Consider the following 13,094-nt stretch of genomic DNA (forward strand, 5'->3'; position numbering starts at 1 on the left):
AAATTATATATGAAAATAGGCTCTACTTTATTAAGGCGATATTTTTCTTTGTTGCTCCTGCTTATTCTTTCGTTTTCAGTTAAGGCCCAATACTTCGGACAAAATAAGGTTAGGTACAAAAAACTCGACTTTAAAGTTTTGCAAACCCCCCATTTTGAAATCTATTATTATATCAAAAATGAGAAACTTTTAAAACGTTTTTCGCAAGATGCCGAAACCTGGTACAAAATGCATCAGGAAGTTTTCAGAGATACCTTTTTAAAGAAAAATCCTATAATCCTATACAATAATCACCCCGATTTCCAGCAGACGACAGTACTTAACGGAGAAATTGGAATTGGTACTGGCGGGGTAACCGAAGCATTAAAAAACCGGGTGATTATGCCGGTTATGGAGTTAAATAGCCAAACCAGGCACGTTTTAGGCCATGAGCTGGTTCATGCTTTTCAATACCATTTGCTGCTGGAAAAAGATTCGATCAGTTTAGAAAATGTTGGCCAAACACCCTTATGGATGGTTGAAGGTATGGCGGAGTATTTATCAATCGGAAAAAAAGATGCATTTACTTCCATGTGGATGCGCGATGCCATGCTAAACCGCGATATTCCTTCATTAAAAGATTTAACCAATTCCAATAAATATTTTCCTTACCGTTATGGTCAGGCATTTTGGACTTACATCGGGTCCCAATACGGCGATACCACCATTGTTCCGCTATTTAAAAATACGGCCAAATATGGTTATGAAAACGCCATCAGGTATACCTTCGGCTATGATGATAAGACATTGTCGGGTTTATGGAAAAATTCCATAGATGCACATTATAAGCCAATGTTAAAAGCTGATAGTTCACAGATTAAGATTACCGGTACAAAAATTATTGATAATAAAAATGCCGGCAATATGAACGTTGCCCCCGCCCTTAGTCCGGATGGAAAATATCTGGCTTTTATGTCTGAAAAAGACCTTTTTGGTATAGATTTATTTCTGGCAGATGCAAAAACCGGTAGGATTATCAGGAAACTCAGTAGCCAGATCTCCAATGGACATATCGATGATTTCAACTTTATAGAATCGGCCGGGGCATGGTCTCCAGATAGTAAACAGTTTGCCTTTAGTATCTTTAGTCATGGTAAAAACCAGATGATGATCATTAACGTTTCGAACGGAACAACGGTTTCTCAAACAGCAATGGGCCAGGTACAACAGTTTGGCAATTTAACCTGGTCGCCGAATGGAAAAGATATTGCTTTCTCCGGTATGGTTGAAGGGCAAAGTGATATCTTTTCTTATAATCTGGATACCAAAATAGTTACTCAGATAACAAACGATGTATATTCTGATTATGCGCCAAGTTATTCACCTGATGGTAAAAAACTGGTATTTTCTTCAGATAGAGCAGCCATTCAGGCCAATGTAATTAATGCCGTGCTTCCCATAAACCTTGCTGTTTATGATATTGCGACTAAAACGGTAAGTAATTTAGATGTTTTTCCGGGAGCAAACAACCTGAATGCCCAGTTTTCATCAAACAGCCAGAACATCTATTTTCTATCGAATAGAGACGGGTTCAGGAATTTGTATAAATACAATTTTGCCGACAACACGGTTGATCAGTTAACTGATTATTTTACGGGAATTAGTGGAATTACCGAATTTTCTCCCGCAATTTCAGTTTCTACCACTGATGATATTGTTTATAGTTATTATCGCTACCAACGTTATACCTTATATAATGCTAAGCTAAATAGTTTTAAAGCAAAAAGAATTGGTAATCACGAAGAAAATTTCGATGCTGCTATTCTTCCGCCAATGGAGAATATAGGCGTGAATATCATTAATTCTAATTTAAATAATTTTGACCGTTTCGAAAAAATAGTAGCCGATTCGATGAAGACGGTACCTTACAAACCTAAATTCAGGTTGGATTATCTAGCAAACAGTGGCGTGGGTGTTTCCACCAGCCGTTTCGGAACCGGGGTTGCTGGTGGTGTTGTAGGCATGTTCAGCGATATATTAGGAACCAATCAAATTATTGCCAATATTTCTGTAAACGGTGAGATTTACGATGCCGGTGGGTTGGTCGGTTATATCAACCAGAAGAGCAGGATCAACTGGGGGGCTGCCGTGTCGCATATTCCTTATGTGTCTGGGTTTAGGTCTTATGGCTATCAGAACATATCCACAGGAGATAATACCACTATAAATGCACTTGCAGACAGAACAGATATTATCAGGACGTTTGAAGATCAGCTTCAGATATTTGGAGCTTATCCGTTTAGCAAAATACACCGGTTTGAGTTAGGTGGTTCATTTTCGCATTATGGTTACAGGATTGACCGATATAGCAATTATTATAATTCGGCTGGTTACTATATAGGTTCAGACAGGAGCAGGATTTCCAACGATGTAGCATCTAATGATTACGGCATTCCATTTAATTCTTTTACCTTATATCAGTTAAATGCCGGATTTATAGGCGATAATTCTATATTTGGTCTTACCGGCCCTCTGGACGGTTTTAGGTATCGGGTAAGTGGTGAAAAATATTTTGGCACCTATAATTTTGCGGGTGTAACAGCCGATCTTCGTAAATACTGGAGGGCTAAGCCGGTAACGTTTGCGGTAAGAAGTTATAATACCTTAAGAATTGGTAAAGATGCCGACAGGCTTTACCCGATGTATCTTGGTTATCCTTATCTGATTAGGGGTTATGAATCAAACTCCATTTACAAAAGCACTTCCGCGCGGTCTTCAGAATCTTTTGATATTAACCAGTTAACAGGAAGTAAAATAGCTGTTTTTAATTTTGAAGTTCGCCTGCCATTTACAGGACCTAAAAAATTAACGGCTATACCTTCTAAGTTTTTATTTTCTGATCTGAATTTATTTTTCGATGCAGGATTAGCCTGGACGAATGATACCCAGGTAAAGTTTAAAGGTGAGCCCACTTATACCACTGAACCTGTTTTAGATGCAAATAAACAACCGATTGTTGACGATAAAGGAAACCCGGTTACCTACCAGGCTACAACTGAGCGTGTACCAGCGATGAGTGTTGGCATATCTTTAAGGGTAAACGTTTTTGGTTATTTTGTACTGGAACCTTATTATGCAATACCTTTTCAAAGAAAAGATGTTAAAACTGGAGTATTCGGCTTAACATTTGCGCCAGGATGGTAAGAATCGTGTGAAGACTGCTTGAATGTTCGAACAATTAAAACAGCTATTGATACTTTGATCATTAAACATCTATCAATGCTTGAATGACCAGGTGTCATTCAAGCATTTTTTATATTAGATCATGATTTCGATACTTAATCTGTAAGCAACAGGTTTAAGCCGATTAAGAGAGGCTTGTAAATGATAGTTTAACCTGATTGTTGATATTACGGTGTAGCAGGATATTTTCGAAATCAAGGCCTATGGTCAAATCAATCCAATCGGGATTACAGGATCTGACCAAACGTTCTTTTTGCATACGCGTAAAGCGGCTAATGGATTTAAAGCGCATCAAAGCCTGTGCTTCCGTTTTAAACTCTTCAAAATAAACCAGACGGGTTAATTGCTGCCCGTTATCAAAAAACAAGTTTGGCATCTGTTTGTAGAAATCAAGGGTTTTTATCAAATCTGAACTCATGCCTACGTGCATACTTGTACGATTTCTGTCGGTAACGATATAAACAAACTTTTTCATGATCTTATGTTTAAAATTTAAAACTAAACTATTTAGTATACTTTCTTGCAAATCAAAATAATATTACTAACTTTATGAGCATAAAATTACTAACTATTTTAGTAATTCCAAATTTATTTTAAAATTTATTTTTATGTCAAATATTTCAAATAATTTAAAGTACCTCAGAAAGAAAAAAGGCCACACACAGCAGAATTTCGCTGATATTATGGAAATCAAGAGATCGCTTATCGGAGCTTACGAGGAAGACCGCGCGGAACCTAAATATGATTTGCTAAAAAAAATAGCCGACTACTTTGATCTGACCATTGACGAATTCATCAATGAAAAAATATCTGACAGCTGGAGACCTAAACCAAAAAGCCAGGGATCTAACCTGAGGGTACTGAGCATTTCTGTTGATCAGAACGACCGGGAAAACATCGAACTGGTTCCGGTTAAAGCAAGTGCGGGTTATTTGAACGGTTTTTCAGATCCTCAATACATTAGCGATCTACCTAAATTTCAACTCCCTTTAGCTGCATTAAGACAGGGCACTTTCAGGGCTTTTGAAATCATGGGCGATAGTATGTTGCCCGTTCAGCCGGGAAGTATCATAATCGGCGAATATCTGGATAACTGGAACGAGGTAAAAACCGGTGAAACCTATATTGTAATCAGTAAAAATGAAGGTGTAGTATATAAAAGGGCGGGCAACCGTTTTAGAGAAAATAAAGATTTAAAATTGATATCAGATAATAAGGTATACGATCCCTACACCATTGCTGCAGACGATATTCTTGAAATATGGAAAGCCAAAGCCTATATCTCTACATCATTACCAGAGCCTGCACCTGATCCAACCATGGAAACGCTTACACAGATGATGGCGCAGATGCAGAAGTCAATTTCCCAGCTAAATAAAAATTAACATTTTTTTAACAAGTGCCGATTAAACCGTTTTCGTTTTGATGTATCTATTCATTAACAAACACATAAAAAACGTAACATGAAAAAGGCAATTTTAACAATAGCAATTGCAGTAATGGGTTTAACCACTGCATTTGCTCAAGACACAACAAAACACGTAAGACGGGCAATGCCTAAAATGACTGCTGAGCAAAGAGCAGAAAAGGTAACGTCGAGATTGGAAAAACAGCTTAGTTTGACCAGTGATCAAAAAAGCAAGATTTACGCCATCGAGTTGGAAAATGCCAGGAAACTGGAAGCCTGGAAATCTGGTGATAAAGGCGACATGAAGGGCAAGATGAAAGAGCGTAAAGCCGCAATGGATGAGCAGAAAGCTAAAATAGATGCGGTGCTGACTGCAGATCAAAAAACTAAAATGGATGCTTTCCGTGCCGAGGCCAGAGAAAGAGGTGAGAAAATGAGAAAAAACATGGGTGCCAGAGGTAAAAAAGATAAAGAACCGGTCGTTTCTAATCCTCCTTCACAAGGATAAACCGTAAAAAAGTAATTAATTATATTTTTGAAAGCGTTTCGATTATTTGGGACGCTTTTTTAATTTTGGGCGATGCGTAAAGTTGAACAGTTTATTGGGGATAAGCTTCAGGAACGGAAAGCTAACTTTTTGATCAGGAATTTATCGACAAACATCTCTCCTGTTGATTTTTGTTCTAACGATTATTTAGGCTTTGCCAGATCTGGTGAATTAAAGACAATGATTGATAATTGCCTGGCCTCCATGCCTGATTACCTGAACGGAGCTGGTGGTTCGAGGTTATTAAGTGGAAATACCAGCTTCACGGAAAAGACAGAAAAGTTCATCGCCGATTTTCACCAGGCTGAAAGTGGATTAATCTTTAATTCCGGTTATGATGCCAACGTTGGGCTGTTATCCAGTTTGCCACAACGGGGAGATACCATTATTACCGATGAGCTGATTCATGCAAGTATTATAGATGGCTGTAGATTAAGCCATGCTACGCGTTTTAAATTTCATCATAATGATATAAACGATCTTGAAAGCAAACTGAAACTGGCAAAAGGAAATACATTTGTAGTGGTAGAGAGCGTTTATTCTATGGATGGTGATGTGGCTCCGTTATTGGCCATATCAAATCTTTGTGAACGTTATGAAGCCAACCTGATTGTAGATGAGGCCCATGCTACTGGTATTTTTGGTATAAACGGCCAGGGATTGACCAATCATTTTAACTTAACTGAACGCGTATTTGCGCGTATTGTAACTTTTGGAAAAGCAATAGGTGTACACGGAGCGATCATTTTAGGAAATAAAAACCTGCGCCATTATCTGATAAACTTTGCCAGATCATTCATTTATACAACGGCTGCCCCCATTCATAATATTGTTGCGGTTAATTGTGCATATCAGTACTTATATAAAATTGATCATCAGTTGATCAATCAAAAAATTGCGTTGTTCAGAAAAACATTAAAAGAACAGCAGATCAAAGCGATTGATAGCGAAAGTACCATTCAGGGTATTTTGTTTTCATCAAACGAAGCAACCAAACAGGCCGCTGCCAACTTGCAAAGCAAAGGTTTTGATGTTCGGGCCATATTAAGCCCTACAGTTGCAACAGGCAAAGAAAGACTTAGAATTTGCCTTCACACTTTTAATACCGATGAGGAAATTATCTCATTAATTAATCACCTTAAAGAATCGAATTAAATGGATAAATATTTTATTACAGGCATCGGAACAGGCATCGGAAAAACATTGGTAAGCGCTATTCTTACAGAGAAGCTAAAGGCCGATTACTGGAAGCCGATCCAATCTGGAGATTTAGAAACGAGCGACAGCTTAACCGTTAAAAATTTAATCAGTAATCCTGATACAGTTATCCACCCTGAAATTTACAGATTAACACAGCCCCTATCCCCGCATCTATCGGCCAGGCTGGATGGAATTGAAATTGATCTGCAAAAAATCGAAATGCCGATAACGGATAATAACTTGATTATTGAAGGTGCGGGCGGTTTGATGGTGCCTTTAAATGAAAAAGAATTGATTGTAGACCTGATCAAAAAACTGCAGGCAGAGGTGATATTGGTTTCCCAGAACTACCTCGGAAGTATTAATCATACCCTATTATCGGTCAATCTGCTTAAACAATATGATATTCCGATTAAAGGAATTATTTTTAATGGTGCCGAAAATAAGGAGACTGAAAGATATATTCTTCAATATACTAAAATAAAAAAATTAGGATATATACCTAGCTTAAATCAGATTGATAAAACGCATGTTGCTTCAGTTGTAGAAAATATATTGATGTAAGTAATAGGCGTTGGTCGAGATTTGAAATCTCGACCTAATTGAGGGTTGGTCTTTAATCAACTGAGGGATTACAATTTCCGACAAGCAATTATTTCGCCTGCACTAAAATATCCGGATAATCAGAAATAATTCCATCTACCTCTAAAGCTTTCAATTTCTGAATATCAGTTAAAGTATTTGCTGTCCAGGGAATAATTTTTACCCCATCGGCATGTGCCTTTTTAATCAGTTCTTCGTTTACCATTTGCCACACCGGACTCAAAATAAATGGCTTAAAACCAAGATCGGCTATATTCTCTTCATAAGTTTTTTTGTTCGCCACTAAAAAAGACGTCTTCATTTTCGGGTATTTCTCATGGATGATCTGAATGGTTCTTTTATCAAAAGATTGAATCACTACAAAATCTGAAATCTTTTTCTTGATGATCACATCCATCAAAAGTTTAACAAATTCGGTTGGTTTAGGGTTGGTAATACCATCTCCGTTTTCGCTGCATTTAGTTTCGATGTTATAGAAAAACTGTTTACGTTTATTATTTTTAATGTCGCGTTGTACGGCATCGATCAAATCAGAAAGCAAAGGCAAATGTGTTTTTATTTTTTTCTGTTGAGGAAACTGGGCAAAATATTTCGTACCCAGGTCAAACTTTTCAATGTCTGAATAATCCATTCCAAAAATGCAATATTTCTTTGCATCTGTTGCAGGGATATCTTTCCCATCAGGCGTAAGCATAAAGGCGGGGCTCAAATAATCATCATGTGTAACCACCACCTTACCGTCTTTTGAAATGTGTGTATCCATTTCCAAAGTGGTAATGCCATCAATTTTCATGGCGTTTAGCATGGCCTCGATGCTGTTTTCAGGCATTAAGCCTCGCCCGCCACGGTGTGCTTCAGCACTAAATGCCGGAAATTTAACCTCCTGGCATTGCGATTTTATGGCCAATGAAGCCAGAAGAATAATTGCTGCTGTTTTTTTAAGGTTCATATCAAAAAAAGGAATTTTAAAAGGTCTTGGTAAGTTAATGAACTGTTGGATGGTGACATCCAACAGCACAATAAACTGTCGGACAGCAATATCCGACAGCACCATTAATGTATATTTTTTTTTGGCGTCAGATGTTTCCACCTGATGCGTTTGTTCCGTCAGATGTTACCATCTGATGGAATTGATTAAAAAAATTAATTTCAAAGATCACCAACTGCTGGTACCTCTTGCCGTCTGGCCGGCATAATAATTAAGCATCAACTCCGGCTTCAAATTTTCATCCGAAACGATCGGTGGCTAACACCTCTTTTAGTGGCGTCAGATGTTACCATCTGATGCGTTTGTGCCGTCAGATGTTACCATCTGATGGAATTGATTAAAAAAAAATAATTTTAAAGATCACCAACTGTTGGTACCTCTTTCCGTCTGGCCGGCATAATGATTAAGCATCAACTTCGGCTTCAAATTTTTCTCCGAAACGATCGGTTGCAACTACTTTTACTTTTTTAACAGCAGGCGCAAAATGGGCCAAAAATAGATGGTCAGTAGATACAGGTTCAACAAATGGCCTTGGGTTTGGCAATTTATCACCTTTATAAAGTTTTACCGATAAAGGATCAAATCCCTCCTGAATAGCCAAAGTCCCCATCGCTTTTCCATCCAGAAAATATTCAACTTTCCATTCCGGATCATAATTCCAAACATTGGCAATCAGCCTTTTCTGATTGGTCAGCGTATCAACGTAAATACTCAGCTGTTTTTTTCGGTCTTCACCGGTGGACTTATAATACCATTTCAAATCTGTACCGTTAACCTCATAAACGCCATAACCACGCGGTGTTCCGTCGCCACAAATGGGGCCCGTCCACCAGCCACCGCATACGGTGCCATGATTATGCTCATAAATGCCATTTTTAATTACATTTTTATTAAAATGTGTGTGGCCAGACATGATATGCACGTTTTTGAAATCTTTTAAAACAGCGTAAAAATCGTCATTGTTTTCTACAGAGTTGTGTACTGGAATATGGAGACAGATGATGAGCAGCGCGTCTTTTGGTACAAACTGTAAATCTTTGGCGAGCCATTCTAACTGTGTTGGCGTAATGTATCCATCATAAGTTCGTTCTACACCTAAATAACGTACATCATCCAAAACCACATAGTGAGCCTTTCCCCTATTGAAAGAATAGTATGTTGGCCCATAATGTGCTTGAAAACTGCGGTCGGAGGTATCGTCATCACCCATCCGGTAATCCATATCGTGATTGCCGAGGCACTGGAAAAAAGGGATGCCGATTTTCGCGATAGCTTCATCATAGGCTGGGAAAAGTGCTAGGTTATCCCACACCAGATCGCCAACACCAATGCCATGCACAGGCGTTTTTCCCATCCCTTTTACCACTTCAAGAGTATCTGGTACAGAAGTTTCCATCATTTGCTGTACATCTTTTTTCGTTTTTACCTGCGGATCGGCCCAAATGATAAAATGATGTTTATTATCATTCTGTTTAAGCGGTTTAAGATCGAAATTTAATTTACCTGCTGTATCCGGCTTATAGTAGTGACGGGCAATGCTGCTTTCGGTTTTAAATTCATAACCTGACGGCGTACTGATCCATACAAAACGGGCCAGTTCATTTAGTTTTAGTTCGTAATGACCACTTCTGTCAGTTTGTACTACGCTATAGCCATCAGAAATAACAACACCGGCTACGGCTTTGCCCTTACTGGTTACGGTACCGCTTACGAGGCCATCAACAGCGAATAACGATGAGGGAAAGGATTTTAAGCTAACAAATAAGGTAGAGGTTAATAAAGTTGATTTTTGTATAAATGATCTTCTGTTCATGTTCATGCAAGTTAATGTGTTGATGAGGTCCAAACCCCAAAGAAAATTTATCATATTCTTTGGGGTGGTATAATTTATTTTAACCGGGTTGGTGGAATGGTATCTGTTCGGATATATTCTCCGGTTACAGCATTTAAAATTCTCACCAGAGATGTTCCTTCTATATCTTCCAGCGTTGACGAGGTGTTAAGATCGATATCTGATTGGCTTCTGGCTTTTACCCATTTGCCCAGTGAAGGGTTATAGATGCCGCCAAGTTTATTCCAAAAACCTTGATCGGCAGGCAGCTGATAATTGAAGCACAGCGTATTCTCTCCACTTTTGTAATATGGCTGGGGAGCGAGTGTAATTGGATTGATCTTATCGTAAAAGTCGGTATTGGCGATTTTGTAGCCCACTGAAGGCGCATTGTACAAACTGCCACCACCACCTATAAAAATCACATCGATTGGTGCTGTATTCACATTAACCGTAGTGCCTTCAAAAATGGCAAATCCTGATGCATTTCCAGAATTGGCAAATAAGCCCGAAGTATACAGGCCAAAACCATCGCCATTACCAGCCGGCGCTTCGGCGGGGGTGGCCAGGGTGTAATTTTTAGCCCTGATCCAATTGGCTGATGCGATTGATTTTGATTTCGATCCATTGATCATTTTAGATGATCCACCTACATAAAAGAACGTGCCTTTAGCGGCTTTGCCAGAAGTTAAATCAAATTTATACGTTCTGGCTACTAACCCGGCAGGGTTTTTTAAGGCATCAGCACCTGTTGCCCAACCTTTTATCGGGAACACGCCTGTTGGTGAGGATGCACCCGCGTTGTTTGTAACTACTACGCAGAAAGGAGTTACTGAAAAATCGATATCCCTGGTGGCCATAAATTGCATGTATTCATAGTTCCCGTCTCCGCCTTCTGCATCAGCCATGTAACCCGTAATAATGGCCGAAGCGATATCTGGTGTAGAACTTAAGGCAACTGCATCTTTAATAGTACGCATTCTATGATGCGGCTTCAATGTGCCGTTTGCAGTAACGGTATTAAAGATGATACCATAATAATTTCCGTTGAAATTAAGTCCGCCCGTGTTGGCGAAAGTGGCAGTTGCTTCTGTGTGCAGGGTAAAATTATCAAAGCCATCATTAATGGTTTTATCACCTGCATAAGTATCATTCGGGCCGGCGCCGGGCTCAAATCCGGCTTTTACAATTGCCACCAGCGTACTCTCATAATCGTTAGGTTTAGCCAGGATAAAACTACTGCCTACCCGGTTAGGTGGAATGGGTACATTGGATGCAATCTTAGTAACAGCATTGGCTGGAACACCGGTAACCTGCAAAATTCCATCTACTCTTTTTAATACGGCACCTTCAACTTTTATCCCAACAGAATCGCCCGGAACGTACTTCGAGGCATCGGCGCCGATTTGAATGGAGATACCCCTGATTAAACCTAAACGCCGCCTATCCTGTATAATAAGCAGTCCGGCAGGCAGGTTTTTACCGGAATGATCAGATATAACCACACCAGTGATGCTGCTTGAACCAAACATGTTCTCGCTGGTAAGCGTAACATCCGAACCTTTATAGAGATTCCTTAAATCATACAGCGGTACATAATCACCTATAACACCGCCAGGATAATTTGATTTCTTACATGCTGACCATGTTAAGGCCAGCGAGAGAAAAGTTAAGCTATAAAATATTATTTTTTTCATTTTGTTCATTTTTAATGATTGGTTACGGTTTTTGCCACCACACGTTTGTGTTGATGGCGTCGGGCCCCTGTTCTGCCACTGCCAGTTGGTAATTGGTTGGATTTGCAGACTGTACGTAAACCGGATAGGTCATCCGTGCAGGCATGATACCGCCATTTCTCAAACCTGGACCTTTTGGTAAAACCGGATGACCGGTACGGCGATATTCGAACCACTGTTGCATATCGACAAGAAACAGTGCGAAATATTTCTGCAGGTGGATCTGTTCCATTTTGCCTTCTGTAGATTGTGTATTGTCCCAATCGATATCGGCATCGGTAACATATTTGGTAAAAGCTGAAGATGTAGTTGAAGTGGAAAATGCCGGTACCCAATAATTAATCGCATTCGCAATACCAGCATTGTAATAACTGGCCGCCGAGCCTTGGATCCATCCTTTTACTGCTGCCTCTGCCAGAATAAATTGAAGTTCAGCGTAGTTCATCAGGATACCTGTTTTAGACGATTGTTGTAACGACCTGGCTCCATAAGTACTGCTTCCTAAGGCTTGATCGTAGGAATAAAAGTAAGCCTGTTTAACCACTCCGGCACCAACGGCGTAACCGCTTGGCACCCCTGAATAGCCCTGTAGCCCTTGTGCAATTCCTAACCGGTTGGCGCCACCATCGCCATTTGGCGAATTGGCATCGATACGTGGATCTGCCCAATCTCTTAAGTGCTCGATAAAAAAGCTTCCAATCGCCGGCGATCGGAAATCCTGTACCCTTATCCCATTGACATAAGGATTAACATAGGGATCGGTTCCGGTTAAGCCGGTCCATGGTAAAGTTGCCGATTCGCTGTTGTTTGCCATAACCGGATAATTGCCCGGATTGGTATCGATAATTTCTTTGATCTTGGCAATTGCCAGTGCAGAAACTTCTGATTTTCCAGATACCCTAAGCAGCAACCTTAAGTACAACGAGTTACAGAACTTACGCCATTTTGCTATGTTGCCTTTAAATACCGGGTCGCTTGATGGGCTTATCGCCACGCCTGAGCTTAGCAAAGTGTTGGCTTCTTCCAGTTTCTTGAACATATCCAGATAAATATCCTTTTGTTTATCAAATTTGGGTTCTAAAACACCTGTACTGCCCTGGTTGGATTGAAAATACGGGATATCGCCATAAGTGTCTGATAACATGGAATAAACCCATGATTGGCAAACCAAAGAAATGCCCTGGTATGATTTATTTTCCATACCTGGTTTACTTGCTAGTTTGTAGATATCTTTAAAGTTGGTCAACTGAACATACCAGGCATTCCATAAATAATCAGAAAAGGTACTTCTGTATTCGTACCTAAACACTGTTCCATCACCATCGCTGATGCTAACCGTTACCTGCATCAATTCGTTATTGAAGTTGCGGTTACGGATCATGCCGCTGGTAAGGGTATTAACCAGGGCCGGTGCCAATAATTTATCAGGTGTGGTTGACAGGATATTGATTGGATCCGTATTGACTTGCTGAAAATTTTTATCGCATGATGAAAGTGTGGTAGCAGACACCAGTACAGCTGCGATAATTTTATATAGATTCTTTTTCATGTTTAAAAGA

The 13,094-nt window shown here is 39.6% G+C and carries 10 protein-coding genes; 5 read left to right on the forward strand and 5 right to left on the reverse strand.

Features of this window, described 5'->3' with window-relative positions:
* The first annotated feature begins 9 nt into the window (after nt 1-9).
* Nucleotides 10-3,183: a basic secretory protein-like protein gene (locus QZ738_RS07960; protein WP_293786368.1), complete on the forward strand. Its 3,174-nt coding sequence runs from the start codon at nt 10-12 to the stop codon at nt 3,181-3,183.
* A gap of 163 nt (nt 3,184-3,346) precedes the next feature.
* Here the strand turns inward: QZ738_RS07960 and QZ738_RS07965 are convergent, their stop codons facing one another.
* Nucleotides 3,347-3,697, reverse strand: coding sequence for a GIY-YIG nuclease family protein (locus QZ738_RS07965; RefSeq protein WP_293786370.1), 351 nt, complete (start codon nt 3,695-3,697; stop codon nt 3,347-3,349).
* 133 nt (nt 3,698-3,830) lie between these two features.
* On the opposite strand from QZ738_RS07965, the gene QZ738_RS07970 reads away from it, so the two are divergent.
* The 4 genes from QZ738_RS07970 to bioD all read left to right on the forward strand — a co-directional run bounded on the left by QZ738_RS07970 (nt 3,831) and on the right by bioD (nt 6,941).
* The gene (locus tag QZ738_RS07970; RefSeq protein WP_293786372.1) at nt 3,831-4,607 is read left to right on the forward strand and encodes a LexA family transcriptional regulator; all 777 of its coding nucleotides are present in this window, start codon (nt 3,831-3,833) and stop codon (nt 4,605-4,607) included.
* Between the two features lie 78 nt (nt 4,608-4,685).
* Nucleotides 4,686-5,138, forward strand: a complete 453-nt coding sequence (locus QZ738_RS07975; RefSeq protein WP_293786374.1) for a hypothetical protein — start codon at nt 4,686-4,688, stop codon at nt 5,136-5,138.
* Between the two features lie 72 nt (nt 5,139-5,210).
* Complete coding sequence (locus QZ738_RS07980; RefSeq protein ID WP_293786376.1) at nt 5,211-6,332, forward strand: pyridoxal phosphate-dependent aminotransferase family protein; 1,122 nt, start codon at nt 5,211-5,213, stop codon at nt 6,330-6,332.
* Nucleotides 6,333-6,941 carry a dethiobiotin synthase gene (gene bioD / locus QZ738_RS07985; protein WP_293786378.1) on the forward strand — a complete coding sequence of 203 codons (609 nt, stop codon included), beginning with the start codon at nt 6,333-6,335 and terminating at the stop codon, nt 6,939-6,941.
* An 88-nt stretch (nt 6,942-7,029) separates the two neighbouring features.
* On the opposite strand, the gene QZ738_RS07990 is transcribed toward bioD, so the two are convergent.
* The 4 genes from QZ738_RS07990 to QZ738_RS08005 all read right to left on the reverse strand — a co-directional run bounded on the left by QZ738_RS07990 (nt 7,030) and on the right by QZ738_RS08005 (nt 13,084).
* Complete coding sequence (locus tag QZ738_RS07990) at nt 7,030-7,929, reverse strand: glycerophosphodiester phosphodiesterase family protein (protein ID WP_293786380.1); 900 nt, start codon at nt 7,927-7,929, stop codon at nt 7,030-7,032.
* Nucleotides 7,930-8,371: 442 nt separating this feature from the next.
* Complete coding sequence (locus QZ738_RS07995; protein ID WP_293786382.1) at nt 8,372-9,781, reverse strand: calcineurin-like phosphoesterase family protein; 1,410 nt, start codon at nt 9,779-9,781, stop codon at nt 8,372-8,374.
* A gap of 74 nt (nt 9,782-9,855) precedes the next feature.
* Complete coding sequence (locus tag QZ738_RS08000; RefSeq protein ID WP_293786384.1) at nt 9,856-11,496, reverse strand: DUF5689 domain-containing protein; 1,641 nt, start codon at nt 11,494-11,496, stop codon at nt 9,856-9,858.
* A 22-nt stretch (nt 11,497-11,518) separates the two neighbouring features.
* Nucleotides 11,519-13,084 carry a SusD/RagB family nutrient-binding outer membrane lipoprotein gene (locus QZ738_RS08005; protein ID WP_293786386.1) on the reverse strand — a complete coding sequence of 522 codons (1,566 nt, stop codon included), beginning with the start codon at nt 13,082-13,084 and terminating at the stop codon, nt 11,519-11,521.
* Nucleotides 13,085-13,094 lie beyond the last annotated feature (10 nt).

The sequence above is a fragment of the uncultured Pedobacter sp. genome (assembly GCF_913776295.1).
Taxonomy (GTDB): domain Bacteria; phylum Bacteroidota; class Bacteroidia; order Sphingobacteriales; family Sphingobacteriaceae; genus Pedobacter.